Source organism: Pseudomonas sp. B21-023, assembly GCF_024749165.1.
Taxonomy (GTDB): Bacteria; Pseudomonadota; Gammaproteobacteria; order Pseudomonadales; family Pseudomonadaceae; genus Aquipseudomonas.
Genome location: NZ_CP087190.1, coordinates 3,622,022 through 3,646,929, shown reverse-complemented (window position 1 = coordinate 3,646,929; position 24,908 = coordinate 3,622,022). Strand labels below are relative to the sequence as shown.

The following is a 24,908-nucleotide window of genomic DNA, read 5'->3' as shown; positions in this document are numbered from 1 at the left end:
CGTTCGAATAAATAGCGCAAAGACCGCGTCGTATCTATCGGCTTAATCGATGCTTCTACGGTTGCCCCAGTAGTCGCGAGCGCAGCTGAACGCCTGCTCGCGGCCCTGGCCCAGCCCGCGCAGGGCGAGGGCCATAGTGGCGACCACGGCCAGCTCGCCATAGCTGTCCTGTGCCTCGCCACGCCATACCGCCAGCAGGTGCTCGGGCTGCAGGCTGGCTGGCTTCACATGGCGCTGAGGGCTGAGGGCCGGCCACTCCTCGTCCCAGGCCTCGCCGGACGAAGTGCCATACAGGTGGCTGATGACATCCGGGTTGACCTCGATCTCGCCACCGTCGCCCTTGATCACCACGGCGTGGTCGCCGAGCAGGCGGCTGGCCTCGCGGTGCACCGCCTGGTAGCCAGGGTGGAAGATGCTCTGTAGGCCGCAGCGGGCGCCGAGAGGGTTGAGCACCCGGGCGAGGGAGTGGATGGGCGAGCGCAGGCCCAGGGTGTTGCGCAGGTCGATCATGCGTTGAAGCTGCGGCGCCCAGTCCTGCAGCGGGAAGAAGGCCAGCCGATGGCTGGACAGGGTTTGCTCCACGGCCGTCCAGTTGCGACACAGCGGAATGCCCAGCAAGTCGAGCAGTTGCTCGGTGTACAGCCTGCCCGCCGTATGGGCACCGCCGCCGTGCATCAAGATACGCACGCCGTTGCCCGCCAGGCACTTGGCCGCTAGCAGGTACCACGGCAGGTGGCGCTTCTTGCCGGCGTAGCTGGGCCAGTCGAGGTCGACGGCGATGCGGGGGGCGTGCAGGTGGGTGCGCAGGGCCTCGGTGAAGCCGGCCAGCTCCTCGGCGCTTTCTTCCTTGTGCCGCAGCAGCATCAGGAAGGCGCCCAGCTGGGTGTCCTCGACCTTGCCCTCGAGCAGCAGGGTCATCGCGGCGCGGGCTTCCTCGCGGGTCAGGCCGCGGGCGCCACGCTTGCCCTTGCCGAGGATGCGCACGAACTCGGCGAAAGGGTGTTCGGCCGGGGTTTGCAGGGTTAGTGGGCGTGCTTCGTTCAGCAGGGACTCGGTCATATGCAATTAGTCGGCTTGGGCAGGCCCGCCAGTTTGGCGGCGAGTTTGGCGGGGGTGCCGTTGAACAGGCGATTGAGGTGCGGGCTGTTGCCTTTCTCGGCGCCGAGCTTGAGCGCGGTGTACTTGATCAGCGGGCGCGTGGCCGGCGACAGCTGGTACTCCTGGTAGAACTGGCGCAGCAGCTCGAGGATTTCCCAGTGGTCTGCGGTCAGGGCGATGCTTTCGCGCGTGGCTAGGGCTTCGGCGACTTCGGGGGACCAGTCCTGCAGCTCGACCAGAAAGCCGTCCTTGTCCAGGGCGATGCTGCGCTCGCCGACAGTCAGGGTGCTCATAGCCAGCTGTTGACCTTGTCGTGGTGCAGGGTGAGCTCGACAAAGGCTGGGTAGTCCACTGCCTTGGCCAATTGGCTGTCGAGGGCGCGGGCCCGCAGGTCTTCGGCGAGGGCGAACAGGCGCTCGCCGAGATTGGCGGCCTGCAGGGCAGCGAAGGGCTCGGTGCCGGCCTTGAGCGCGTAGGTGGCGTCACCGCACAGCAGCAGCGCGTCCTGCGGGCCAAGTAGACGCAGGCAACTGGCCAGGCGCTCGTCACCGAAGGGCGAATGGGCGATTACGTGCAGGGTCGTCATCAGAGCGTCACCACCTGGTCGAAACGGGCAATCAGTGCGGTCAGTGCGGCGTTGTCGAGCACTTCCACCGGCAGTGACAGGGCATCGTTGTCCAGCCCTCGGCGGGCGAGGCTGTGGCCACAGGCGAACAATTCCTCCACACCGAACATCGGCAGGGCCTGGAGGTTGGCGGCCAGGTTCTTCTGTTGCACGGCGTCTGGCTGCTGTGCGGCGGCGAGCTGGAACACGCCGTCATCGAGGAACAGCATGCCCAGCGGCAAATCGAAGGCGCCACCGGCCAGGGCGATGTCCAGGGCTTCGCGAGCGGACGGGCCGCTCCATGGCGCCTGGCGGCTGATGATCAGCAAGGACTTGGCCATTTCAATCACCTCCGAAGCAGACCAGGCGGTCGGCCAGTTGCGCGGCTTCGTGCAGCTGGCCCAGGCCGGACAGCTCCCACGGCATCGGCAGGTTCACCGCCGGGCGCTGGTAGCGGTTGGCCTCGGTGTCGTCGAGCACACCCCGGCGCAGGGCGGCGGCAATGCACACCACGGCGTCGAGCCGGTGATCGCTGACGAAAGCGCGCCACTGCGCGGCCACGTCCAGCTCATCCTGGGGCGCGACGATATTGGCCGAGGCACTGTGCACCCCGTCCTGGTAGAAGAACAGCCGGGCAATTTCATGCCCGCCGGCCAGCACCGCCTCGGCAAAGCGCAAGGCGCGGCGGGAGGAGGGCGCATGGGCCGGGGAAAAGACCGCAATGGCGAATTTCATGTAAGGCTCGAGCAAATGAATGCGGCCATGATAAAGCAAAAAGCCCGTGCGGGTGGGCACGGGCTTCTGTTCTGGCTGGCGGGGCTCAGGCCTGGTCTTTGCTTTCCGGCAGGAACCAGTTGAGCACCAGGGCACAGATGCCGCCGGTGGCGACACCCGACTCCAGTACGTTGCGCAGCGCCGACGGCATGTGCGCGAGGAACTCCGGCACTTGGGCCACGCCCAGGCCCAGCGACAGCGACACGGCGATGATCAGCAGGGCGCGGCGGTCGAGGCGGGTGCTGGCGAGGATATTGATACCCGAGGCCGCGACGGCGCCGAACATCACCATGGCCGCGCCGCCGAGCACTGGCTCCGGCACTGCCTGGATCACCCCGGCAACCGACGGGAACAGGCCCAGCAGGACCAGCATGGCGGCGATCCAGATACCGATATGGCGGCTGGCAATGCCGGTCAGCTGAATCACGCCGTTGTTCTGGGCGAAAATCGAGCTGGGGAAGGTGTTGAACAGGCCCGCCAGCAGCGAGTTGGCACCGTTGACCAGCACCCCGCCCTTGATCCGCTGCATCCACACCGGGCCTTCGACCGGCTGGCGTGAAACCTTGCTGGTCGCAGTCACGTCACCGATGGCCTCCAGCGAGGTGACCAGGTAGATCACCAGCATCGGGATGAACAGCGACCAGGAGAAGCCCAGGCCGAAGTGCAACGGCGTCGGCACCTGGAACAGTGCGGCCTGGTGCATGCCAGTGAAGTCCAGGCGGCCCAGGTAGCCGGCCAGGGCGTAGCCCACAGCCAGGGCGATGACGATGGCGCAGCTGCGCATCCATACCACCGGGACACGGTTGAGGATGACGATGATCGCCAGCACCACGCCCGACAGCAGCAGGTTCTCGCCATCGGCGAAGGTGCCGTTGGCCATGGCGCCGAAGCCGCCGCCCATGCTGATCAGGCCGACCTTGATCAAGGTCAGGCCGATCATCAGCACGACGATGCCGGTCACCAGCGGGGTAATCAGGCGCTTGACGAAGGGCAGGATGCGCGACACGCCCATTTCCACGAACGAACCGGCGATGACCACGCCGAAGATCGCCGCCATCACGCCCTCGACTGGCGTGCCCTGCTTGACCATCAGCGCGCCGCCGGCGATCAGCGGGCCGACGAAGTTGAAGCTGGTGCCTTGCACGATCAACAGCCCGGCGCCGAACGGCCCAAAGCGCTTGCACTGGACAAAGGTGGCGATGCCCGAGATCACCAGCGACATCGACACGATCAGGTTGGTATCACGCGCCGACACGCCCAGCGCCTGGCAGATTAGCAGGCCTGGCGTGACGATCGGCACGATGATTGCCAACAAATGCTGCAGTGCTGCCAGCAGGCCGATCAGCAAGCGAGGCTTGTCCTCGAGGCCTAGGACCAGTTCATTGGCAGGCGCCGCCGCGCCTGGGCCGTGTTCGTGTGAACTCATGGGAAAATGCCGCCCCGGAAGAAAAAAGGAGCGCATTCTACGGGCAGAACGGCCATTGCGGTAGAGGCAAGCACGATGGGTGCACAATCGCGGAGGAAGGTGCTAATAAGCTGACTTTTAAGTCAATGTTTGTGAGGTTCCTGGCGCTGTTCAACGGGCATGAAAAAGCCCGCCGAAGCGGGCTTTTCCTGAAGCGCTGGCAACCGATTCGATCAGTCGTCGCGGCCCATGATGCCGAACAGCTGCAGCAGGCTGACGAACAGGTTGTAGATCGACACGTACAGGCTGATGGTAGCCATGATGTAGTTGCGCTCGCCGCCATGGATGATGGCGCTGGTCTGGAACAGGATGCAGACCGACGAGAACAGCACGAAGCCAGCGCTGATCGCCAGTTGCAGGCCGCTGATCTGGAAGAAGAAGCTAGCCACCACGGCACCCAGCAGGACGAAGAAGCCGGCGGTGATGAAGCCGCTGAGGAAGCTCATGTCCTTGCGGGTGATCAGCACGTAGGCCGACAGGCCGCCGAACACCAGGGCGGTCATGGCGAAGGCCGAGCTGACCACTTCGGCGCCACCGGCCATGCCCAGGTAGCGGTTGAGGATCGGGCCGAGGATGAAGCCCATGAAGCCGGTGAGGGCGAAGGTAGAAACCAGGCCCCAGGCCGAGTCACGCAGCTTGTTGGTGAGGAAGAACAAACCGTAGAAGCCGATCAGCACCACGAAGATGTTCGGGTAGCCGACACGCATCTGCTGGGCGACGAAGGCCATGATGCCGCTGAAGGCGAGGGTGAGAGCCAGCAGGCTGTACGTGTTGCGCAGGACCTTGCTGACCTCCTGCTGCTCGACCTGCTGGCCGTGTTGGACGGCGTAATCCTGTTCGCGCATGGCGCACTCCTTTGGGGTGAGACCGCGGTCCGGGACCTGCGGTAGTGGAACGTATGGTGCAGAGCATATCAGAGCTGTCGCAAGCCGCGACACAGAGAGTTTGACAGCTTGTTACATTAAGGTATTATTGCCGCCGCAAAACAGCTGGAAGCGTGGCCGAGTGGTTTAAGGCAACGGTCTTGAAAACCGTCGATGGGCAACTATCCTAGAGTTCGAATCTCTACGCTTCCGCCACATTCAAAGCCCTGATTTTTCAGGGCTTTTTGCGTTTTTGGGGCATAGTAAAACTACCCATGGGAACACCCTTGGGAATGGTTTTATTTGTCAGCGCTGGCAAAACTTTCTCTATTTCGTGGGTTTCGCCAAGGCTCCAACACGGCGGTAAACCCGTTCGGTGATGTCGCCCTTGGTGTGCCCCAGCAGCAGGCTGGCGTGGTCGACGTCAGTGATTTCCGATGCAGCTTTTGGGCGGATGTCTCGGAACTGGAACTGGCTGATCCTGCCGGCCAGGACCTGGTCGCCGGCTGCGACTGCTTCCTTCACAGCTTCCTCCCTGGCATCGTCCCATCGATGGCGAAGCATGGCCGCCGAGACCCGTTTGCCTGAATCGGTCAGCAACAGGTAGGGCGATCCATGGGGTGCGTTCCGCTCCAGAATCTTTCTGATCAACGCGCCCAAGCTGCTTTCTACTCCGTCCACCTCAAGCATGATCCGCAGCTTCTTCTGGGTCTTCTTCTGCTTTACGCCTAGGGCCTTGCCCTCGATGTCATCCTTCCTCATTGCCAGCACGTCCGCCGGACGCTGGCCCGTCAAATATGCCAAGTCCATGGCATCCTTCAATTCGCCCACCGCTTTCGCGTAAACCGCGCTCCAGATTGCGTCGTTCGCGTAGAAGTCCCGCGGCACCTCCTTATTCTTGCGTACACCCTGGCAGGGGTTCTTCTGGTTGGTAAGGCCCCATTCACGGGCGATGTTGAAGATGTGCGACAGGGTGGCGAGCTCTCGGTTTGCACGGACCGGCGCCGTCCTGGCGTCGCGGTACTTCGCTACATGAGCGGGCGTAATGCCGTCGATTGGAGCCTTCTCGAAGTAGCTGCGCAACTGGCGTATTTCGGCCAGGTTGTCTTTCTGAGTGCGCGGCGCCTTCTTCGGGATGATGTCGCGCTCGTATCGGTCAAATATCGCCCCCATGGTGACCAGGTCCTTGGGTTTCTCCTTCGCTTCCAGCTCGGCCCATTTCAGCCTTGCCAGGTTCAGGTCAGTGCCCAGCGGTACCGGCTTCCCAGACTTATCCAAGTAGAAGTAGCTGATCCACTCCTTGCCAGGGTTTTTCTTGCTTTTACTAGTGCGCTTGCGCCGGTACATGCCGGGCGGCAGGTCACGGTTCTCAGTCTTCCGTGGGCGCATTTCACCTCACCTTCGAAATGTCAGGTGTCCACGCAGGGACTACAGGTGGCGGTGACGCCGTTGGCACTATTCCAAGGCTCACGCCCAGCTTCATGCGGACGTAATGGCGGCCAACCAGTGGGCGCCCGCTTCGGGTTTCAACGAATACCCAACCACGTTCCTCTAGCCAGCGGCGCTGATATCCCCTGGCCTTATAGCCAGTCAGCTCGGCTAGCTCTTCGTCCGAAAGAATCTCGGTTTGCATGTGATGGTCTCCACGCCGTTGGTGGCGGCAGGTGTGATTAAATGGGGCCTCAATCAGGAGGATCGATATGGGCAAGACAGCCAATAAACCGTTCTACTTCGCAGGCGCACCGCTCGTTGCGATTGGTGCCGCCTTCGCCGCTGTAGGTGCGTCGGGGCAGGAAGCCTTCGGCTACACCGCAGTTGGGCTACTGGTGCCTGGCTTGTTGTTGCTCGGTGCGGGCTATAGGTCGAGTCGCCAGCGGGTTTAGTGGGGATCAGCCTTTACAGACCCTGCCCAGCGAATTCGTCATGATTAGTTTGGGTCGCTCAGCTAGTCGTCTTGGGTCCGAGACCGACTTAAATCTGGCTGGCCGGCTCCCCCCGATTTTGTCCGCTTGGCTGGTGGCCAGGATGCGTATTCGCCTGGCGGCACGCGGATAGTGGCGCCCAGGGGCCACTGATGGTCCGTCGTACTGGACCTCATCCACGCTGATATAGATAACGGTGCGATCATTTACCAGGCCGCAGCTCCGCACGCATGCGGGCTTCTTGCCGCGATAGGTGCGGCCGCGCTGTAGTTCGAGTAGTTCAGGCATGACGATTCCTTAACCTCTGTATCGCGGCGGCGAGTTGAGGGAAGAGGGTTCATATTGAAAGGAGTACAAAAGTGCTCTTTGTGCCAGGCTCAGGTATTTGGGCGCACGCCATCACCGTTCACGTCTTCATATAGCTGTGCATCGCATTCGGGGCAGTCCGTGAGCCGGCAGCGTTCAGCTTCCTCGCAATGCTTACATCCCGGGGTTGGGCCGTATGTGATCTCCGGCTCTGCGCTGATTTGCATTGCGTCAGTTAGCCAAGCTGCGACTTGGTCAGCGGTTAGAACGGCAAGGGTCTCGGAGCACTCATCGCAGCCCAGCACCAGCAGGCACTGAACATCTTGTGTGGTGAGCCGGCCATGTTGAGCGTGACCGGCGTTCCTGTTGTGGGTCTGCCAAGTCAGGGCGGTGCTGCCGCATTCGCGACAGTCACGGATGCAGAGTTTCTTCTCGGTGTTGGATCGGTTTTCTGTGGGCATCGGAATACCTAGTAATAGTGGCTAATGGCTTGGTTTTGAAGTAGGGTGCACAAGCATTGGCCGCAGAGACCCTGTTATGACAACCGAACAAAAAGAAATGCCTCTTCCTTTTAAGTTTGATGAAATGCGAGAGAGGGTTTTAAGCAAAAATATCAAAGACAAAGATGTGGAAGTCTCTATCCTTGTTGCTGTTGAAGAGCTGAAAGCGTGGAAATCTATTTACGGTGAATGTCTCAGGCAGCGGGGGTTTGAAATTACGCAGCTCATTCAGCGGAATAACTTCTTCATGATCTTTCAAGGGGTCCTCTTCGCAGGGATTTGTCAATCCGCTGCGATGGTCCCAGTTGTAAGTTTGATGATTTGCTTGGTTGGTTTCTGTACCTCGCTATTTCAGGCTGGCATGGCTGCTGGCGCAAAGTACTGGCAAGAGCACTGGGAGATAAATACTAGAAGTGCTGAGCGCGAAATGACTCTATGGTTAATGGCGCACCGAATAATTAGAAATCAGATAAATAAGAGATCTCTGTCTGTCAGCGGTGATTTGATAAATAGGCTGGAGGTTAGGCGAACGGTGGTTCATCTTTTTGAGGATAATAAAAATCGCGACAGGATTCGAGATAACTTGAAGGTAAGCCGGCCGTGGGCTCCAATAATGAACTTCATTATCATGCGTAGATTTTCCGCGAGCAGGATACCCGTCTATGTCGGGGGGGGATTTGCTTTGGTTTGGCTGGTCCTTCTTCTTTGCACTTTTCGTATAGATGGCGTAGCCATTAAGGTTCCTGACGGTATTACCGGATTTCCAATCAAAGAAGCCAAGAAATGAGTTTCGCTGCAGTTTTTGCTAAGGAAATAACCTATTCGACGGGTACGCTTTATCGTTGAAGTAGGAGCAGGCGCTGGTGGGCAGCGAGGAAATGGGTTTTGCTTCTGCTCTATGGGTACACTGAAGGGGCCGAAAATGAAGCGTTTGCTGCTGGGTCTTTTTTGGTCGCATCTAGTGCAGCACACGCCGGGATACCGATGCTGAATGCTACGTGCCCCGGAGACATTGAGGTCCACGCCGACAAGGGTGGCCCGATCTACATCGATGGCAAAAAGGCGAAGCTGAAGAAGTTCAACGACAACTACTTCGAAGCCAAGGGCAGCGAGGTGACTATCTCGCTGTCGATCAAGCCGGATGGCTCGCCAGATGTCTCATATACCGGTAAGAACCGAGGCAACGGGGTTTGCCATGTAAAGAGCGCGGACTCCTAAAGCGTTGTCGGCAGCGCGTTAAGCTCAGTCGTAGGCATCTTCGCTGTAGCGGATATCGCCGACGTACACCTGCTCGTATTCCACCTTGGTGCCTCCCGTGTACAGGTTCAGAACCAAGGCCTCTGCGTCGTACGCGCTGCCAAGAATCAGCGACTTCTTCATGTCAGTCTCGCCGACACGCAGGGAGTAGCACTCGCCCTCGCCGTTGAACGCCATCTGCACCTGACAGGAATACTTGTCCACCCCCTCGTTGGCATCGGCATAGAGGCGCCAGTATTCGGAAGTGGAGGAGTAGCCAGTGCCTTTTTCGATGATGAACGTCGGGGCCTCGCTGCCGTGCTTGTCACGGAGGTGGCTGTCCTCGAAGGCCCTGGTCAGTTGGTCAATCAATTCCGAGAGCTTGATGCGAGCGGGCAGTGGTTCAAGCACCGTGGCGAGCTTTTCCGTGATGGTCTGGCGTAGCGCCTGTTCCTGGTAGTCATTGATCATCGCGGAGACGGTCTTGAGCACCAGATCCCCGTAGCGGCCCAGGCCCGCAATCTTGGTAGGCATGGCGCCCGCCAGGCTCTCTTCCAGCAGCTTCTTGAACGGCGAGTTGTAGCTGAACTGCTCTTGAATCGCGCCAGTGACCGCGCTTGACACGTTCTTGTCGATGATCGGCTGCAGCTTTTCCGGGCTCAGCGCGGCGGCTACCGAGTCGGCTACGATCCTTTCGATGTTGATGTCGAGTTGCATGGTATATCTCCTGGGCATGCGCCGCCCTCCGTGGCGGTGGCGGCATGGTGGCAATTTGGGGTGGGATGGGGTATTACGGGTGACCGAACTCGAAAAGGAAGGCCCGGCTGTGGAGCTTTTTGTATATTTAAATGAAAGGTGCCATGCCGAAGCATGGGTTAAGGGGGGAGAAGTACCAGTGAATCCAGCGAGCGCCTATCGAAGCATAGATAGAAGCGGTATCTATACACCAGATGAGAACTTTACCGTTGATAGTTCTATACCGGTAGATAGCGTTCCAGGTGTAAGATTTGAGGTTAGCAATGGTGGTGTCTTAACGGGCAGCGTTACAAACAATTTTGGCCCCCAAGGGCGTTTGTCTGACTTGCATATTAAAGAGTACAGCCACTGGGATGGCTGGATCATGTGCTTTTGCACCACTCAGAGCCGGATGCTGGCAAAAAAATTTAATGGAAAAGCGGCGTGCGTGAAGATAAAAAATCTACCAAACCTTAAGAAGGCGCTTGACGAGCAGCTCGGCTCTATCTCTGAGGGCAAGCACTGCAAATACACCGATGGCCATCTAAGGAATCCATTTCTCAAATCCTCGGCCGATAGCTGGCAATGCGAGTACCGACTATTTTGGAAGAATATCGGTGCACAGCGGCGGCTAGTCCAACTTCCCGCTGGTACCGGTGAGTTGGTAGCACTGTACTAGAAGTTTTGAGTTGGCCCGGCATTGCTACGAACTGGTCACTCATAGCTTCTCGTTATATTGCCGCTTCTTTGCTCGCTGTCGCTGCCTCCATTGCAGCAACGAAGAACAGGGCCGTTCGATAGCTGAAGGCGAACCCCTGCACGGACCCTGTCGCGATCTCGACTACATTCCATATCCGGCCCTTGCCAGATGCCTGGAATCGCGGGGCGCCCTGGCCGATCTTGGCCATGGCCTCAGCCCTGACTGACTTGCTTCGCTTGAGCAGGGCTGCGAGCAGATCTGCCTTCTCCTGGAAGGCTGGGTGCATTGCTGTCTGCATGGGATGATCCTCGTGGGATTCAGGCGTGATGCTCGAAGGCCTCGGCCTTACGAACGATTCGAATCTGGGCAGTGCGCCGCTCGGGCGCCCTGCGGTCGCGGCGCAGTGGATCGCCGTCATCGATGACCGCATGCATAGCGATCAGGCCGGCAAGGGCTATGCACAGCGGGCTGATGATCTGCCGTCGCATGGCTTCGGCCACTGCGGCTGCTCGACGCGCTACGCCGAGCTTGAACATGGCGTTTTCAATGCGGTTGGCCACAGTGCCCGGGGTGATCTGCATCTGCTGGGCAATCTGTTTGGCGGTCATGCCTTGGGCAACGCCTAGAAGCGCTTCCAGCTCGCGAGGAGCCAACCCTTTACCAAGGTGGCCTGTCCATGTGCCGCAGGTGATCGTTTCCATGAGTGATCCTTGGTGGGCTGCATTGGAGAGCCAATCCCGCCTGTCTCCCTGAACATGTTGATGTAGGGTCGGGAAGGGCTCTCCGATGCAGCCTGGTGCTGGGGAAGACCAGGTGATCGGGCAGTTAACGTCAGGCTGACGTGGCGCTGGTTGCCTGCTTGGTGCGAGCCTCTGCCATCCAGTCGTCGCGACTGATTCGGCAGTGAAGGACCAGGCTCCACTGACGGGTTTTCCGAGCTCTGACCAGCTCCCGGTTTTGATAACGGGCGTGTCGCACGCAGCCTTGCTTGGATACTCCGGTCATCTCTTGCCCTCCAGGGCGGTTGATTTCCCGTCTGGCCCTGCCTCCAAGGCCAGCCAGTGAAACCTGCCGGGACCCGCTACTGGCGTCGGCCTCCGGCGATCTTCTAGTTGGTGACTCCGACCGCGAACCTTCCCGCCGGATAACTGATCTTGGTGCTTTACCCTGCACACCCGGGGCAGTTGCCACCCCTCTGAACAGTTGAGGCCTGTTCATCGCTGCCTTCGTTGCTGGCCGGTGTCGATCCGGCAGTGAGCAAAAGTTAACCGGCGGCTCATTATTCGTCAATACCGGCGGTTAATTATTTTTCCTGGCAAGCGCGCTAAAATTGCCTAAGGCTGTACGGATATACAGTATCGGAGGTAAAAAAATGGGAGCGGCACAAGTATTCTCGGTGCCGACGGCTCGCAAGGAGCTGTCGGGCTTGGAGAAACTGGGGCTGAGGGTTTCAGCGATGATCAATTCACCGCTTGCTCAGTTCGGCAGAAGGGTTCTGATCCATCAGCTGGACACGGACTGCAATCAGGATTGGGATGCGATCATGGAGCTGCTGGCAGAGACTGATGGCCTGGAAATGACCTTCTGTGATGAAGGTTCGGTGATCTTGCAGTGGGGTATACCGACGGATGACGATCTTGTTATCGAGAGGGGAGTGGAGCTCCAACTAGTCCTCCATGGAGAGGCGAAAGTCCCTTTCTAGTGCGCACGAAAAAGCCCGCCGAAGCGGGCTTTTTTCAGGGCGAAACTAATGTATATGCCCCAATGTTGAGCCGACTAATGAAGACATTAAGTTAAAATATTCCTGGGTTTCTTCTTTTGAGTTCAAATTGAAGACTTTGTCGCTATATTCTTCTGCTAGGTTGAGATGAGGGATTAGCTCTTTCTCTTTGTCAGAGGATGCTGCGTAGACAAAATACCTAGCCGAGTCTTCTCCTAAATATTTCCGCCCTTCCATAAAGGTCATAACCTTCATGGTGGTTTCTTTAAACTTTGCGCTCGTATCATTCACGTTGAAGTCAATGGCTTCAGTGATATGAAATTTTCCATTTTTGAGCAGGAAGTCTGCGGAAAATCCGGTTTTGTCGTTAAGTGGGTAGTTGTAGACGACCTTATGTCGGCTAATGTCATCTATGTCCTTGCCCAACATGTCCATTCTTTCGAAAGACTGCTTTAAGAATGTATTGAGTCTAGAGGTTCGCTGAGTCTTCTCTTTTGCTGCGAATGGTTTAACTAGATCGTCGAAAAGATGACGAACTCTGGTTTCGTACTGTTTTATGTCATCTAACACGAAAAAGGCAGGGTCTGATAGGTAGGTCGAGGAGCCCTTGAATGTTTGAAGGAAATCTATTGCTTCTTCCGTGGAGGTTGCCATTTCCCCAAATGCAAGGATGGTGTCCCGGAGAGACTCAATTTCAGATAAACCTGATGCCCCATCTAGTATTCTTACTTTTGCGGATGCGGCGAGCATTCGTATGTCAAGTTTCTCGTTGGTGAAGATAACTAGCCCAACGTTTACAATCTCGCCTCGCATTGGGTCAGGCATATACTTAATTATTGAATATTTAAATGTATGCATTAGGTTCACCATCAGAGAAGCTTAAGCAAATGGTCAATTCTAGCCTGTCTGGCTTCAGAATTCCACCATTCAATGTATTCGCGTCGCTTTGCCTTACCCATCCAGGCAGAGGGGAAATTCGCGAGGATTCCTTCGACCTCTGCGGTAGGTATAGCCCGGATTGCCTCCAGGCATGCTACCGCCTCGGAACGCTCATAGTTTTTGGTGGTATTCAGCAGCCGGAAGGTGCCTTGGGTTTTGCTTAGCGGCGACAAGGCGTGATAACCGTCGTGTCCTAATTCGAAGCATGCTCTGCTGAAGTCAAATGCTAGAGCGACGTACGAGTCGTTAAAGCTAGTGCGCCAAAGATAGTTTCCCCAATGGCGATCTACATTGTTTACGAAGAGGTCGAAGGCAAAAAGCCGGCTGAAAAATACCTTTAGATTTGGTATTTTCTTTTGGCCGGAGAGAACGTCTTGTATGAAGCTAAGGTAGTTAATTTTTGAATCGCCGTTTACTACGCCCCCTTCCCATGCGGAGCCAAAAGAGACTCCCTCTGTAGGCATGCTAATAAAAGCATAAGATGGGGTGGGTATCAACACGCGATAAGCCAGCTCATAACAGAATAGCTCTGAAGCAGGCACGTTGCCTGCTCCGTCTGCTGTGGTTTTGACTGCGTAGTGTTTTCCGTCCCGAGCCTCTACAATCACCCGAAGATCAGCAGTGCCCATATGGCTGGAGTAGGAAGTAATAACATCGATAGGCATGAGCTGTCTTTGATAAGCAGCTTCTATTGGGAGTCTTTTCTTATCTTCTGAATCTTTTTGGTCGACTGAGTCAGCACTATCCATAATGCTCCCTACCTTTCATCGGGCAAGTTAAATTTTTCGGGCATTCCAGACCAATAGAACTTTGGCGTGGATCCTCACATCGTCTACGTGAGCAGATTGTTTTTCGTAATTTTTATTGTCTGAAATAAGCCAAACGTGATCCTCGTCTTTCCTTTGTATGCGTTTGATCAAGAGATCTCCATGCCAGGAAAGCACGTAAACACCTTCACCTTGATAATCATTCACACCACGGTCGACTATCACGGGATCTTTATCATTGATCGTCCCCTCCATGCTCTGTCCCCAACCCGTGATCATAGAAAGGGCTTGAGCAGAGGTGTAGGTCAAACCTTTCTCGCGAAGTACTTCTTCGCGGATGACCACGTTACGAATGACTTCGCTGTATTCAGCCGGTACCTGGCCGTGGCCCATGGCCGCCCGGATATCGTACTGGGGGATAGAGATATCGCCATGGCCTGGAGCGAACATATTTGCAGCGTGGCTGGCCGCTGTTAACGAAGTCGGGGCTCCGGACAGGCTATCAGCGACCGCTCTCGCAATCTTGTCCTGGGCCGTGGCATCCAGCGACTTGCCGCCATGTTTGCGCAGCATTTCTAAGACCTTTTCAGCTGCAGTGCTTTCAGAGCCTTCAGCGCTCTTCACCTGGGCACCCTGCATCTGCGCGAGCTCAGCAGCCAACCTAGGGCTGAAACGATCCACAGGCTCTTGGAGAAGCCTGGACAGCACAACCGCGAACTTTGCATTTAGAGGGTTGGTGCCATTCAGGTACATGGCTACGCCGGCCGGCGAGATGTCAGCAGCCTCGGCCATCTTTGCCTGCGTCAGGCCAAGCGCATTTTTTTTCTGAGTGAACAGCCTTTTGGCTGCCTCGCACTCGGCCTTGAGTTCGGGAGAGAGATCTTTCTTTTTCGTCATGCGCGGAATTTAACCGGAGGTTAATTGAACTGCCTCAACCGCCGGTGTTGAATAAATACTAACCGGCGGTTAATATTGTGCCTGTTCACTACTGAGGAAATGCCATGAATCGAACACTGCTGCCTGAGCTTGTAGAGCGAATCGGCCAGACCGCTGTCGCCAAGGGGCTCGATGTGAGCGCACCTGCCATCGCCAAGGCGGTCAAGGCTGGCCGGGTCATTTTCGTAATTGAGAACGACGATGGGACGTTGGAGGGGGAGGAGCTGCGCCCGTTCCCGAGTCGTCCCGGCGCAATCCGTGTCGAGGCCTAACGAGACGAATTCTGTGTCATCCGGCATTGTGCCAGTAGATGGCTGAAACACCTGCTGATTTATCCAGTACCCGAATCTCGGGCACAAAAAAACCGGGTGGCAGCCCGGCTTTCTTAACTTCTTAATAGCGGGATCGATTATGCATCTCTCCAATGCTACGCGCAATGGTGCGCCTGTCGCTCAATGTCCATCGCAACGGTGGCACGCGTGAGCGTACAAGCTATGACCTGGGCACTCGCCATCCCGAAAACCGCACTTGAGAATCCTGCAGCCCGCCATGTACTGCTCTGCCTGGCCAACTACGCTGGCAGCGATGGAAGAGGGGCATTCCCTTCTGCCTCGACTCTCTCCGACGACACCGGCCTTTCTGAGCGAACAGTACGGCTGAAGCTAGATGAGCTCGCCCAGGCCGGTTGGATCGCTGAAGGTAACCAGGCAATTGCTGCTGCCCATATCGATCGCCGCGACCGTCGCCCCGTCGTTTACGACCTGCTGATTAAGCGGGGTGCATCTGCTGCACCTCGTTCTGAGCGGGGTGCAGGAAACCGCACGGGGTGCAGCTCACAGCAGAACGGGGTGCAGCAAAACGCAGAACGGGGTGCAGCAGCTGCACCCAATCCGTCATTGAACCAATCTACTCTCTCTCAGCGCGAGCCGTTCGCAATGTCCCTTGACTGGGAACCGAATCCGGAACTGCTGAAAGCCTACGCCCGTCGGGCAGGTCTGACCCTGGATCAGTTCAACACGGTTGCCATATCCGGCTTTGTGCTCCACCACGATGCCAAGGGCCTGGCCCAAACCGAAAAGCAGTGGCTGGCCGCCCTGGTCAGTTGGGTGAAGTCCGATCTCGCCCGTGCTGCGCGCTCGCCCGTTGCTCGCACCGGCGGATCGCAGCGCTCCAGCTTCGATGACGATGACACGTCTTGGATCGGGGAAGGGGGCGGCCAATGAATCAGGTTGCAACCGTGGCTCATGGCTTGTGGGCAAAGGTTCAGGCTGGCCAATACGTGCCCTCGGATTACTCGCTGCCTGCCGACGTGAAGGCCGAGCTCAATCGCAAAACTGCGGCGGTGATCAACGATCTGTTCCGCGATCTGCGCACGATCTGCAGCGCCTGGCAGCGAGCGTGGCCGGACGAAGCAACGTACAAGGCCGCCAAGCAACAATGGCTGACTGCGTTTCTCGAGGCCGGTATCAACACCCCGGAGCAACTGCAATTCGGGTTGATGCGCTGCCGACAATCCGGCCGCGAGTTCATCCCGGCACCTGGGAAATTCATCGAGTGGTGCCAGCCTTCGCCGGAAATGCTGGGCCTCCCCCCGCTGGCTGCTGCCTTCCGCGAGGCTTGCCGTAACGCGCATCCCGCCATGGCAGGGAAGGGCAAGTGGACCCATGACGCGGTCTGGCATGCCGCCAAGGAAAGTGGTTTCGAGAACCTGAACAAGCTGGCTACCGATGTGAGCGCCAAGCTGTTCGAGCGCAACTACACGATTGCCGTTCGGCGCCTGGTCGCAGGTGAGCCGTTGCAGAGGATGCCGCTGGCTCTTCCTGCGGAGGTGCCAGGCCAGCGCACACCAAAAGTGGGGAATGAAGCCCTGGCGGCGATCCGATCCAGGATGCTCGGCCGATGATCGAGCTTCCTGCACCTGACCTTACGGAATACCGATACGCGCTGTACTGCCGCTCCGACCTGTTCGGGCTCTCCAGTACCTCGCATCCACCCATTGCGCTCTATCGCGACGAAGCTTCGGCCGTCGCTCATGGCCAACTCATGTGGCCGAGCGCTTACACCGTCATCGACCTTCATGGAGAAGACAGCCCATGCGGCAATCGAAACTGACCAAGGCCGCACGCGGCCGGGAGTGCCAAGTGCGCATTCCCGGGGTGTGCAACGGCAACCCCGAAACCACCGTGCTTGCGCATTACCGCATGGCGGGCACTTGCGGTGTCGGTATGAAACCACACGACATGCAGGGCGCTTGGGCGTGCAGCGCCTGCCATGATGCCTGTGATAGTCGTAGTCGAGTGGTCGACCGTGACATTGCGCGGCAGTACCACGCCGAGGGCGTAATGCGCACCCAGGCCGCGTTGCTGAACGAAGGGGTGCTGATTGCATGACTTCGGTAATTGCATTCTCCGACGCTGAGCTGCGCCGCCGGGGCGGCGACCTGTCCGCCGCGCTGCTACGCGACCCACGCTATCCAGGCTTGCGCTTCCGCTTCACAGAGGCCCGTCCGCGTGGCACCTGGTACTTGGTGGTGCGCAAGCGCTGGCACCGAATCGGCGCCTACCCCGACCAGTCCGCCAAGGTGGTGCTGGCCGCGCTGCCGGAGATCCGCCAGCGCCTGGTCGCCGATAACGTCGCCACGGTGTCGGGCTGGGAGCAGGTCGGCGAGCTGTTGGCTTGGTTCGCTGATCGCCTGGAGCGCAACCGCAGCCTGTCGGCCAAACGCAAAGCCACGGCCAGGTCGGCGATCAGCCGCCACCTGATTCCGCGCCTGGGCGGCATGGCCCTGGCCGATGTAAGTCGCAGCACGCTGGACCGCGACCTGGTGTGGCCGCTGCAGGAGCAGCTATCGCTTGAGTACGTGCGCCTGGTGTTCGGCTTGCTGGCCGATGCGTTCAAGAAGGCCCAGGCCCTGGGGATGATCGCCACAAACCCCATGGCAGGGATGCGCTTCGGCGACTTCACCAAGGCGCGGATCAAGCCCAAGGCCGCCCGTCTGCGTGCCGAGCAGATCGAACACCTGCTGACCTTGCTGGCCGAGGCCAACGCCCAGGCGCCCGCCGACGCCGTGTTGGCTCTGCTGATGCTGTGCCACGGCAACCGTGTCGGCGAGACCCGCATGGCGCAGTGGCCGCACATCAGCCTGGCCACCCGCCGCTGGTACCTGCCAGCCGAGCACACCAAGACCCGGGTGGAACACTCGCTGCCGCTGACCGACCAGGTGTGTGCGCTGCTGACTCAGTACCGCGAGTTCCAGCAGGCTCAGGGCTACACCGGGCGCTTCCTGTTCCCGGGAAGGTCTGGGCGCTGCCTGAGTGAGAAACAGGCAGCCGAGGTGTTCACCCGCCTGGGGCAGGGCGAGTGGACCAGCCACGACCTGCGCAAGCTGGCCAGGGGGTGCTGGGCGGACCAAGGCATCGACTTCCTGATTGGCGAACTGCTGATCAACCACGCCATGGGCCACAACGTGCAGGTGTACATCCAGACCACCGCCGAGGAGCGCAAGCGTGACGCTCTGGAGCAGTGGCATGCCTTTCTCGACAGCAAGGGTTTCGAGCGCATCCACGGGAAGAAGGAGGCTAGAAACGCAGATTCGGGTAATGGCCCGCAAGCAGCGCAGCACAAGGCCTGCAACGAGATTCAGGAAACAACCATAGGCGAGGATTCGAAATGACAGGGAAGCGCCATGGACCATCTCTCCGGCGAGAGCTCAAGTTCATCATCGAGTGCACCACCTGCGGCGGAAGCGGACTCTTCATTGGTGTGTTCCATCAGATGGATTGTCCGCACTGCTTGGGGGCTGGATGGCTTTGCGGACACTCACTCAAGCCTCTTGCGGCGAGCGACATCGTTCCGGTGCTCAACAGTCGTCTCAGGGACGCTCTGGCCGAGATTGCAAAGGCCAGGGAACTGCTTGGGGCGGGCAGTTCGCAGGGGCCGGAGCGGCAGTATCACGAGAACAATCGCCGCGGCGCCGGCGGCACCAACTACACCGGGGATTGAGGGGAAAGGAATGATCTACAGCAGCGTATCGGGTGCAGTAGTTGCCGCTCTGGCGGCAGGAGAAAAGGGTGCTGCTAAGGGCCAGGCATGGCAGAAGCTCTATAAGTCGGCAGAAGAAGAGGGTGGGTGCCTCGCCTCACTTGGCGGCAGCAGCGGCGGCTGTGATCGCGCTCAGGTGGATTACTGGCTGTCAGCGCGGCTGCACCACTTGCTGATCCCGCGCCACTGGAACGCGCTCAACGCCAAGTACGCCACCAACAAGGCCAAGCGGCTTCACGGGATCTCAGGCATCGCGCCACTGATCGCCAGTCCAGCGCCGCAGCTGTTCATCTACAAGGCCGTGACTGCCTGGGCCGTGCCGAAGCTCAAGGGCACTCGTCGCCAAGGTCCGCGGTCGGTGGTCGTGGACATCCCCCTGGATGCGCCAGAGTGGAGACGCGAGCGGCTGGTCAACGCGGCCCTCGCCGCTGGCCAGGCTGAGCGGTCCAAGGCCGAGGCGCTGGCCGAGGACCTGATCGTCCTGCCGGCCAGCTTCTACGACATGAACACCTGGGATACCGATGCTACTCCCGAACCGACGCGGTACCGCTGGCGGGCCGGCATCAAGGACAAGCTCGACGGAATGATTGACGACGCTTTGCTTGAGGTGCGCACCATCCTTGAGGCGGAAGGGCTGCTGATCAAGGATGCTGCGTAATTGCCTGTTGACATCAGTGATAGAGTGAGAGAAATTATCGCCATCCTGTCATTCCTGCGTGTGTTTAGGACTGATCAACAAAAGCCCGGCCAGTGTGTCGGGCTTTGTCGTTTCAGGAGATGTTTAAAGCCCGGTAGACGCGTGAAGGGGTAACAGTCTGCGTGGCGACTGGGGGAGGCGCCAAAACTGCGGCCTGACAGGGGCACGATTCCCGCCACCCTCCAAATCTCCATTTCAAGTAAGTCGGTGCCCTGCAACTGCAGGGAGTAGGATCAATCAAGGTCAAAATACTGGTTGCATGTACAGTATTCGGGTGAGATAATACGACTGCTCCATTGTCAGATCCACGCGGTGCGCGCAATGCGCATCTTGGGTTTTTCTAGAGAAGGCCTTTGAGTCTCGAGCGATAGTGGTTAGGCGCTAATACTGCCTAATGAATCTATTCAATCATTTTCTAAGGTAAATCTATGACAGTTCGCACTCTCGGTAAAAATTTCAAGAACGAAGACGTAAATGGTAGCGTAAATCAGGTGCATACTATCGTTGCCCCGGAGCAGAATTTGCATGGTCTAGTGATTAGATCTTTGCATAATCCTATCTACGACTACGCTTATGTTTATGGTCCAGTCAAACCACTGGGTCGAAACGATACTACTTGCGTTAGGTTTTTGGCGGATTGCGTTAAGTTTGACGACTACTTCGTTCCGGCTGGTAATGGAGTTTATTTCCTACTTACGACTTCGTATACTAATAAGTGCCATGTTTCGTGGGACTTCCTCAATGCAGATGGATCGGTAGCATAAAGTATTTTTTCATTGCATTAGCTTGCTTAGTACTGATCGCATAAGCTTGAAATTTGCATTGAACCCTTCGAGAGGCTCGCCAATTGGCGGGCCTTTTTCATTTTAGCTCCCCGAAACGGGAGGAATCGAGATGCCGAACATGCCAGAAAAGGACCCAGGCCTGTGGGCCGCTGTGCTCGCATGGTTGATCGCACATCAGCCACAGCTTTATGCAGCAGGCTTGTCCGTTGGTATCGCCGTACTGCGTGTTATGTATGGCGGTGGTAGCCGCCGTCAAATGTGCCTGGAGGGCGCTTTGTGTGGACTGGTGACGCTGTCGTTTGTCCCGCTATTGGAATGGCTTGGCCTGCCGCAGAGTATGGCCACATTCGCCGGTGGCGCTGTGGGCTTCCTGGGTGTCGAGAAAGTGCGCGGCTACTATGATCGCGTGGCCGCCCGACAGATTGGCGGCTGATGTCATGCCACCGAAAGCCAAGCGTCCTTGTCGTGTACCTATGTGTCCCGGTAAAACCAGTGATAGCAATGGTTACTGCGGCGCGCATGCCTCGCTGGCAGTTGGTTGGAGCAACCCGGGTCGTGGCACTGCTGAGCAGCGCGGCTATGACTGGGCATGGCGCAAGCTAGCTAAGGCAGTGCTCAAACGTGACCGTTATCTGTGCCAGTGCCCTGAATGCAATGGTCGGCGCCTGCCGGCTACAGAGGTTGACCATCGCACACCGAAGTTTGAAGGGGGAAGAAATGACTCATCCAACCTGTTTGCCATCAATGAAAACTGCCACAAGTTCAAAACGGCGGCAGAGTCGGCGCGGGCGCGGTCAGGCCGTTCGCCTGGCGCGTGAAGCTATGCGTTTGCGCGAAAAAGCGATTAAGCGCAGCCGAAGTACCGAACTGATCCGCCATGGTGACTGGCACCTGGATCGAGCGCTGTACTCCTGGAAAAACATTCATAAGCTTGGAATTCCAGAGCTGATTTCGCGTGTTCTGCATGAGTTAGTGGCAGCAATTGACGCATACATGCATGCCGCTGACGGTGTGCCAGAGCGTCCGTTTCCTCATCTGGCTGCCTTTATCGATGGCGAGAGTCTGCGGGCAAAATTAGCGAAAAGTGGTCAAAAATCGGCCAATTGAGGGGGTGGGGCAATATTTCTACAGCTTTCGTCTCTCTCCACCGATCGCCCAGCCTTTTTCACACACCCGCGAAATTAAAAAAAATCGCATTCCAGAAAATCGGGAGGCCTGAACGATGGGGCGACCCGCGAAACCTACCGCTCTCAAGCTGCTGCAGGGCAATCCCGGCAAGCGAAAACTCAAGAAGGATGGCCCTGCGCCGGCGCCGCTGGCGGAAACACCAGACGCCCCGGAGTGGCTGGGGGAATGGGCCGTTGAAATGTGGGGCGCCATTGCGCCGTGGTTGACCCAGGTCGGGATCATGACCCGCACCGACACGCACAACCTGGCGGTCTTCTGCGCTGCCTATGAGCGGTGGCGGCTGGCTGAGGAAGAAGTGGCCAGCAAGGGCATCACCGTCGTGGACGCCAAAGGCGTGCTCAAGAAGAACCCCGCCTGCACCGTGATCAATGAGGCGCTGCGTCAGCTGGCCAGCTTCGGGGCAGCCCTCGGGCTGGACCCGGCCAGCCGTGCGCGCCTGATGGGCAGTGGCGGGCCGGATAAACCAGAAAACCCGTTCATCGTGCTCAAAGGAGGGCGGGCCTCGAAGTGAGTTAGGACATGGCCAGCTACCCGAACGTAAACGCGGCGAACAAGTACGCCCGCGACGTGGTGGCCGGCAAGATCCCGGCATGCAAGTACGTGAGTCGTGCCTGCCGGCTTCACCTGGATGACCTGGCCAAGTCGAAGAAGCGCGGCTTTCGCTGGGCCTTCGACCGCGACACGGCCGAGCAGGTGGCGGTGTTCATCCAGCTGCTGCCGCACGCCAAGGGCAAATGGGCGGCGCTGCGCGAGCTGATCAAGCTTGAGCCGTGGCAGCTGTTCATCTTCTGCAGCATCTTCGGTTGGGTCGACAAGAAGACCCGCCGCCGGCGGTACCGCGAGGTTTACATCGAGGTGCCGCGCAAGAACGGCAAGAGCGTGCTGGCCGCCGGCGTCGGCCTGTACATGCTGGTCATGGACGGAGAGTTCGGCGCTGAGGTGTATTGCGGTGCGACCACCGAGCGGCAGGCCTGGGAGGTGTTCAAGCCGGCGCGGCAGATGGTGCGACGCACCCCCGAGCTGGTCGAGGCCTTCGGCATCCAGGTCGCGGCGAAAAACCTGTCGGTGATCGGCGACGAAAGCAAGTTCGAACCCCTGATCGGCGACCCCGGCGACGGCCAGTCACCGAGCTGCGCCATCGTGGACGAGTTCCACGAACACACCTCGGCCGCGCTCTACGAAACCATGCTGACCGGCATGGGCGCCCGTGATCAGCCGATGATGTTCGCCATCACCACGGCGGGCTACAACATCGCCGGGCCGTGCTATCTGCAGCGCGCCCAGGTGATCGACAAGCTGGAAGGGACGGTACCGAACGACGAATTGTTCGGGATCATCTACGCGATTGACGAGGACGACGACTGGAAAGACCCGGCGGTCCTGCGCAAGGCTAACCCCAACTACGGCGTCTCGGTCGGGGCTGAGTACCTGCTGAAACGCCAGGCCGACGCGACGCGTTACCCGTCACGGCAAAACGCGTTCAAGACCAAGCACCTCAACATCTGGGTCAGCGCCAAAGAAGCCTGGCTAAACATGGCCGACTGGGAGGCGTGCGGCGACCCCACGCTGACCCTGGATCAGTTCCTGGGCCAGCGCTGCTGGATCGGCATTGACCTGGCCAGCAAATCGGATATCTGCGCGGTGTCGCTGGTGTTCCTGGACAAGGTGGAGCTGGTCCCGGGGAGCGGCAAGTGGGTCAACCGCTGGACCATCTTCTGCAAGTCGTTCTTGCCCGAAGGCGCGATAGAGCGGGGCGGCCCCAACAAGGCCGCTTACGAGGCCTGGGCCAACGCTGGGTTGCTGGAGGTGTGCGACGGCGAGGAAATGGACTTCGACCTGGTGCGCGACATGGTGGGCGAATTCGCTGGCATGTTCGACGTGCAGGAAGTGGCCTACGACAAATGGCGCGCCACCCAGCTGGCCCACCAGCTGCAGAAGGACGGCGCCGAGGTAGTCGAAATGGGCGGCGGCGTGGCCAGCATGAACCTGCCCATGCGCGAGCTGGAAGCGGCGCTGCTGTCCGGTCGCGTGCGCCACTCCAGCGACCCGGTATTGGCCTGGCAGGCCGGAAACGTCGTGGTGCGTCCGTTCAAGGGCTGCATCACGCCGATGAAGGCCGACGAAGGCAAGACCGACATGCGCAAAATCGACGGCATTGTCGCCGCGCTGATGGCGATGAACCGCGCCATGGTCAGCGAATTTGAGCCGGAAGGGCTGTTGGCCAGCCTGACCGAAGACGACCTATTAGCTATGTGAGCCCCTACGATGAAATGGCTTCCTGAATCTATCGGGACGGCAGGCTTTTGCCTGTTCGTCGCAGGCCTCTACGTCCAGTTCGGGGCGGGGGTGGCCCTGATGGTCGGTGGCGGCCTGCTGCTGGCCGGCGCCGCCAAGGCGGTGTGGCGATGATCCTGGGCGCGATGTTCGAGCAGCGCAGCAGCCTGGAGGCGCCCAGCACGCCGATGAACAGCAAGGAGCTGACCGAATACTTGTTTGAAGGGCAGGGCATCAGCGTCAGCCCGGCTTCGGCCATGCGTCTGACGGCGGTGTATGCGTGCATCTACGTGTTGTCCAGCTCCATGGCCCAGCTGCCGCTGAGCGTGCTGCGCAAGGTCAACGGGCGGATCGAGGTGGCCACCGACCACCCGGCCCATTACCTGCTGCACGATGAGCCGAACACCTGGCAGACCTCCTACCGCTGGCGGGAAACCAAGCAAGCCCATGTGCTCGGGTGGGGCAACGGCTACACGCGCACGGTGCGCAGTCGCCGCGGTGAACTGCTGTCGCTGGAAATGCATGAGCCGCAACACACCGAGCTGGTGAAGAACGGCAATCGCTGGGTGTATTCGACCCAGGACGAAGACGGCGCGCCGCTGGCGGTGTCGCCCGAGGACATGATTCACCTGCGCGCCATCGGCTCGCACCGGCGCATGGGTATCAGCCCCATCCGGCAGAACGCCGACACCATCGGCCTGGGCATGGCCACGGTGCGCTACGGCAAGGAGTTTTTCGAGGGCGGCGGCCGGCCTACGGGCCTGGTCACCGTCAAGGACGGGAAGCTGGATAACACCAGCTGGGAGCGCCTGAAAACGGTCTGGCGCGCCGCCGTGGAACGGCTCAAGCGTTCGGACAACAAGACGCTGCTGTTGCCCGCCGACCTCGATTACAAGGCGCTGACCATCGCCCCCGAGGATGCGCAATTTCTCGAGACTCGCAAGCTGACCCGCAGCGAGATTGCCAGCATCTTCAACGTGCCGGCGCACATGATCAACGACCTGGAAAAGGCCACGTTCTCGAACATCAGCGAACAGGCCATCCAGTTCGTGCGCCACACGGTCATGCCGTGGGTGAAGAACTGGGAGGAAGAAGTAAACCGCCGCGTCTTCACCCGCGCCGAGCGCATGGCCGGCTACTACGTCAAGTTCAACCTGGCCGGCCTGTTGCGCGGCACTCCGAAAGAGCGCGCCGAGTTCTACCGCATCGCCATTCAAGACGGCTGGATGAGCCGCAACGAAGTGCGTGTGCTGGAAGACCTCAACCAGCTGGAAGGCCTCGACTCGATGTTGCTCAACGTCAACACGCAGTTGCTCGGCGCCGACGGCAAGCCGTTACCCGTAACGAAGCAGGAATAA

At 58.9% G+C, this 24,908-nt stretch carries 34 protein-coding genes, 1 tRNA gene and 1 pseudogene; 21 read left to right on the top strand and 15 right to left on the bottom strand.

The window, feature by feature from the left end; translation table 11 throughout:
• Window positions 1-42 precede the first annotated feature (42 nt).
• The 7 genes from LOY42_RS16320 to LOY42_RS16290 all read right to left on the bottom strand — a co-directional run bounded on the left by LOY42_RS16320 (window position 43) and on the right by LOY42_RS16290 (window position 4,786).
• Window positions 43-1,059 (bottom strand): glycosyl transferase family protein, encoded by a 1,017-nt coding sequence (locus tag LOY42_RS16320; protein WP_139671856.1) that lies wholly within the window; start codon window positions 1,057-1,059, stop codon window positions 43-45.
• Window positions 1,056-1,391, bottom strand: a complete 336-nt coding sequence (locus LOY42_RS16315; protein ID WP_139671853.1) for a TusE/DsrC/DsvC family sulfur relay protein — start codon at window positions 1,389-1,391, stop codon at window positions 1,056-1,058. The genes LOY42_RS16320 and LOY42_RS16315 overlap by 4 nt, the downstream gene beginning before the upstream one ends.
• On the bottom strand, window positions 1,388-1,684 hold the full coding sequence (tusB, locus tag LOY42_RS16310; protein WP_139671850.1) for a sulfurtransferase complex subunit TusB: 297 nt from the start codon (window positions 1,682-1,684) through the stop codon (window positions 1,388-1,390). Before tusB ends, LOY42_RS16315 begins: the two co-directional genes overlap by 4 nt.
• Window positions 1,684-2,043: a sulfurtransferase complex subunit TusC gene (gene tusC / locus LOY42_RS16305; protein ID WP_094010420.1), complete on the bottom strand. Its 360-nt coding sequence runs from the start codon at window positions 2,041-2,043 to the stop codon at window positions 1,684-1,686. Before tusC ends, tusB begins: the two co-directional genes overlap by 1 nt.
• A 1-nt stretch (window position 2,044) precedes the next feature.
• On the bottom strand, window positions 2,045-2,437 hold the full coding sequence (gene tusD, locus LOY42_RS16300; RefSeq protein WP_023632843.1) for a sulfurtransferase complex subunit TusD: 393 nt from the start codon (window positions 2,435-2,437) through the stop codon (window positions 2,045-2,047).
• Between the two features lie 85 nt (window positions 2,438-2,522).
• Window positions 2,523-3,902 (bottom strand): nucleobase:cation symporter-2 family protein, encoded by a 1,380-nt coding sequence (locus tag LOY42_RS16295; protein WP_110698403.1) that lies wholly within the window; start codon window positions 3,900-3,902, stop codon window positions 2,523-2,525.
• A gap of 212 nt (window positions 3,903-4,114) precedes the next feature.
• Window positions 4,115-4,786 carry a Bax inhibitor-1/YccA family protein gene (locus LOY42_RS16290; protein ID WP_028692373.1) on the bottom strand — a complete coding sequence of 224 codons (672 nt, stop codon included), beginning with the start codon at window positions 4,784-4,786 and terminating at the stop codon, window positions 4,115-4,117.
• Window positions 4,787-4,932: 146 nt separating this feature from the next.
• Here LOY42_RS16290 and LOY42_RS16285 point away from each other — a divergent pair.
• Window positions 4,933-5,020, top strand: a tRNA-Ser gene (locus LOY42_RS16285).
• Window positions 5,021-5,131: 111 nt separating this feature from the next.
• Here LOY42_RS16285 and LOY42_RS16280 read toward each other — a convergent pair.
• Window positions 5,132-6,193, bottom strand: coding sequence for a tyrosine-type recombinase/integrase (locus LOY42_RS16280; protein ID WP_258598440.1), 1,062 nt, complete (start codon window positions 6,191-6,193; stop codon window positions 5,132-5,134).
• Window position 6,194: 1 nt separating this feature from the next.
• On the bottom strand, window positions 6,195-6,437 hold the full coding sequence (locus LOY42_RS16275) for a DUF4224 domain-containing protein (RefSeq protein ID WP_217847475.1): 243 nt from the start codon (window positions 6,435-6,437) through the stop codon (window positions 6,195-6,197).
• 67 nt (window positions 6,438-6,504) lie between these two features.
• On the opposite strand from LOY42_RS16275, the gene LOY42_RS16270 reads away from it, so the two are divergent.
• The 3 genes and pseudogenes from LOY42_RS16270 to LOY42_RS16260 all read left to right on the top strand — a co-directional run bounded on the left by LOY42_RS16270 (window position 6,505) and on the right by LOY42_RS16260 (window position 8,750).
• Window positions 6,505-6,687: a hypothetical protein gene (locus LOY42_RS16270; RefSeq protein ID WP_258598438.1), complete on the top strand. Its 183-nt coding sequence runs from the start codon at window positions 6,505-6,507 to the stop codon at window positions 6,685-6,687.
• Between the two features lie 882 nt (window positions 6,688-7,569).
• The gene (locus tag LOY42_RS16265; RefSeq protein WP_258598436.1) at window positions 7,570-8,319 is read left to right on the top strand and encodes a hypothetical protein; all 750 of its coding nucleotides are present in this window, start codon (window positions 7,570-7,572) and stop codon (window positions 8,317-8,319) included.
• Window positions 8,320-8,454: 135 nt separating this feature from the next.
• Window positions 8,455-8,750: pseudogene (locus LOY42_RS16260) on the top strand (hypothetical protein).
• 24 nt (window positions 8,751-8,774) lie between these two features.
• On the opposite strand, the gene LOY42_RS16255 reads toward LOY42_RS16260, so the two are convergent.
• Window positions 8,775-9,485 carry a hypothetical protein gene (locus LOY42_RS16255; RefSeq protein WP_258598434.1) on the bottom strand — a complete coding sequence of 237 codons (711 nt, stop codon included), beginning with the start codon at window positions 9,483-9,485 and terminating at the stop codon, window positions 8,775-8,777.
• Window positions 9,486-9,564: 79 nt separating this feature from the next.
• On the opposite strand from LOY42_RS16255, the gene LOY42_RS16250 reads away from it, so the two are divergent.
• Window positions 9,565-10,182, top strand: coding sequence for a hypothetical protein (locus LOY42_RS16250; protein ID WP_258598432.1), 618 nt, complete (start codon window positions 9,565-9,567; stop codon window positions 10,180-10,182).
• Window positions 10,183-10,234: 52 nt separating this feature from the next.
• Here LOY42_RS16250 and LOY42_RS16245 read toward each other — a convergent pair whose 3' ends face one another.
• A complete protein-coding gene (locus LOY42_RS16245) occupies window positions 10,235-10,501 on the bottom strand; it encodes a hypothetical protein (RefSeq protein ID WP_258598430.1) in 267 nt (88 codons plus the stop codon).
• A 19-nt stretch (window positions 10,502-10,520) separates the two neighbouring features.
• Window positions 10,521-10,904 (bottom strand): helix-turn-helix transcriptional regulator, encoded by a 384-nt coding sequence (locus tag LOY42_RS16240; RefSeq protein WP_217847483.1) that lies wholly within the window; start codon window positions 10,902-10,904, stop codon window positions 10,521-10,523.
• Between the two features lie 671 nt (window positions 10,905-11,575).
• On the opposite strand from LOY42_RS16240, the gene LOY42_RS16235 reads away from it, so the two are divergent.
• Window positions 11,576-11,905 carry a DUF1654 domain-containing protein gene (locus tag LOY42_RS16235; protein ID WP_258598426.1) on the top strand — a complete coding sequence of 110 codons (330 nt, stop codon included), beginning with the start codon at window positions 11,576-11,578 and terminating at the stop codon, window positions 11,903-11,905.
• A gap of 45 nt (window positions 11,906-11,950) precedes the next feature.
• On the opposite strand, the gene LOY42_RS16230 is transcribed toward LOY42_RS16235, so the two are convergent.
• Genes LOY42_RS16230 through LOY42_RS16220 form a run of 3 tightly spaced genes read right to left on the bottom strand, consistent with a single transcriptional unit; the run spans window position 11,951 to window position 14,526 of the window.
• A complete protein-coding gene (locus tag LOY42_RS16230; RefSeq protein WP_258598424.1) occupies window positions 11,951-12,781 on the bottom strand; it encodes a DUF3037 domain-containing protein in 831 nt (276 codons plus the stop codon).
• Window positions 12,782-12,792: 11 nt separating this feature from the next.
• Window positions 12,793-13,611 (bottom strand): HipA family kinase, encoded by an 819-nt coding sequence (locus LOY42_RS16225; protein WP_258598422.1) that lies wholly within the window; start codon window positions 13,609-13,611, stop codon window positions 12,793-12,795.
• Between the two features lie 27 nt (window positions 13,612-13,638).
• The gene (locus LOY42_RS16220) at window positions 13,639-14,526 is read right to left on the bottom strand and encodes a LexA family transcriptional regulator (protein WP_258598420.1); all 888 of its coding nucleotides are present in this window, start codon (window positions 14,524-14,526) and stop codon (window positions 13,639-13,641) included.
• Between the two features lie 104 nt (window positions 14,527-14,630).
• Here LOY42_RS16220 and LOY42_RS16215 point away from each other — a divergent pair, with 104 nt between their 5' ends.
• From LOY42_RS16215 to LOY42_RS16150, 15 genes are all read left to right on the top strand, one after another.
• Window positions 14,631-14,837, top strand: a complete 207-nt coding sequence (locus LOY42_RS16215; protein ID WP_258598418.1) for a Cro/CI family transcriptional regulator — start codon at window positions 14,631-14,633, stop codon at window positions 14,835-14,837.
• 207 nt (window positions 14,838-15,044) lie between these two features.
• Window positions 15,045-15,788 (top strand): helix-turn-helix domain-containing protein, encoded by a 744-nt coding sequence (locus tag LOY42_RS16210; RefSeq protein WP_408981061.1) that lies wholly within the window; start codon window positions 15,045-15,047, stop codon window positions 15,786-15,788.
• Window positions 15,785-16,468, top strand: coding sequence for a replication protein P (locus LOY42_RS16205; RefSeq protein ID WP_104444122.1), 684 nt, complete (start codon window positions 15,785-15,787; stop codon window positions 16,466-16,468). Before LOY42_RS16210 ends, LOY42_RS16205 begins: the two co-directional genes overlap by 4 nt.
• Entirely contained in the window at window positions 16,465-16,677 is a 213-nt protein-coding gene (locus tag LOY42_RS16200; protein ID WP_214501382.1) for a hypothetical protein, read from the top strand. Before LOY42_RS16205 ends, LOY42_RS16200 begins: the two co-directional genes overlap by 4 nt.
• Window positions 16,659-16,955 (top strand): DUF1364 domain-containing protein, encoded by a 297-nt coding sequence (locus LOY42_RS16195; RefSeq protein ID WP_258598413.1) that lies wholly within the window; start codon window positions 16,659-16,661, stop codon window positions 16,953-16,955. The genes LOY42_RS16200 and LOY42_RS16195 overlap by 19 nt, the downstream gene beginning before the upstream one ends.
• A complete protein-coding gene (locus LOY42_RS16190; protein ID WP_258598411.1) occupies window positions 16,952-18,238 on the top strand; it encodes a site-specific integrase in 1,287 nt (428 codons plus the stop codon). The genes LOY42_RS16195 and LOY42_RS16190 overlap by 4 nt, the downstream gene beginning before the upstream one ends.
• Window positions 18,235-18,567, top strand: coding sequence for a hypothetical protein (locus tag LOY42_RS16185; RefSeq protein ID WP_258598409.1), 333 nt, complete (start codon window positions 18,235-18,237; stop codon window positions 18,565-18,567). The genes LOY42_RS16190 and LOY42_RS16185 overlap by 4 nt, the downstream gene beginning before the upstream one ends.
• Window positions 18,568-18,577: 10 nt before the next feature.
• Window positions 18,578-19,264 carry a hypothetical protein gene (locus LOY42_RS16180; RefSeq protein ID WP_258598407.1) on the top strand — a complete coding sequence of 229 codons (687 nt, stop codon included), beginning with the start codon at window positions 18,578-18,580 and terminating at the stop codon, window positions 19,262-19,264.
• 933 nt (window positions 19,265-20,197) lie between these two features.
• Window positions 20,198-20,521 (top strand): phage holin, lambda family, encoded by a 324-nt coding sequence (locus LOY42_RS16175; RefSeq protein ID WP_258598405.1) that lies wholly within the window; start codon window positions 20,198-20,200, stop codon window positions 20,519-20,521.
• Window positions 20,487-20,906, top strand: coding sequence for an HNH endonuclease (locus LOY42_RS26670; RefSeq protein WP_408981060.1), 420 nt, complete (start codon window positions 20,487-20,489; stop codon window positions 20,904-20,906). The genes LOY42_RS16175 and LOY42_RS26670 overlap by 35 nt, the downstream gene beginning before the upstream one ends.
• A complete protein-coding gene (locus LOY42_RS16170) occupies window positions 20,806-21,195 on the top strand; it encodes a hypothetical protein (RefSeq protein WP_258598403.1) in 390 nt (129 codons plus the stop codon). Before LOY42_RS26670 ends, LOY42_RS16170 begins: the two co-directional genes overlap by 101 nt.
• A 115-nt stretch (window positions 21,196-21,310) precedes the next feature.
• On the top strand, window positions 21,311-21,787 hold the full coding sequence (locus tag LOY42_RS16165; RefSeq protein ID WP_258598402.1) for a phage terminase small subunit P27 family: 477 nt from the start codon (window positions 21,311-21,313) through the stop codon (window positions 21,785-21,787).
• Window positions 21,788-21,795: 8 nt separating this feature from the next.
• Window positions 21,796-23,532, top strand: coding sequence for a terminase large subunit (locus tag LOY42_RS16160; protein WP_258598400.1), 1,737 nt, complete (start codon window positions 21,796-21,798; stop codon window positions 23,530-23,532).
• Window positions 23,533-23,541: 9 nt separating this feature from the next.
• Window positions 23,542-23,685 carry a hypothetical protein gene (locus LOY42_RS16155; protein ID WP_214501394.1) on the top strand — a complete coding sequence of 48 codons (144 nt, stop codon included), beginning with the start codon at window positions 23,542-23,544 and terminating at the stop codon, window positions 23,683-23,685.
• Complete coding sequence (locus LOY42_RS16150; protein WP_214501395.1) at window positions 23,682-24,908, top strand: phage portal protein; 1,227 nt, start codon at window positions 23,682-23,684, stop codon at window positions 24,906-24,908. The genes LOY42_RS16155 and LOY42_RS16150 overlap by 4 nt, the downstream gene beginning before the upstream one ends.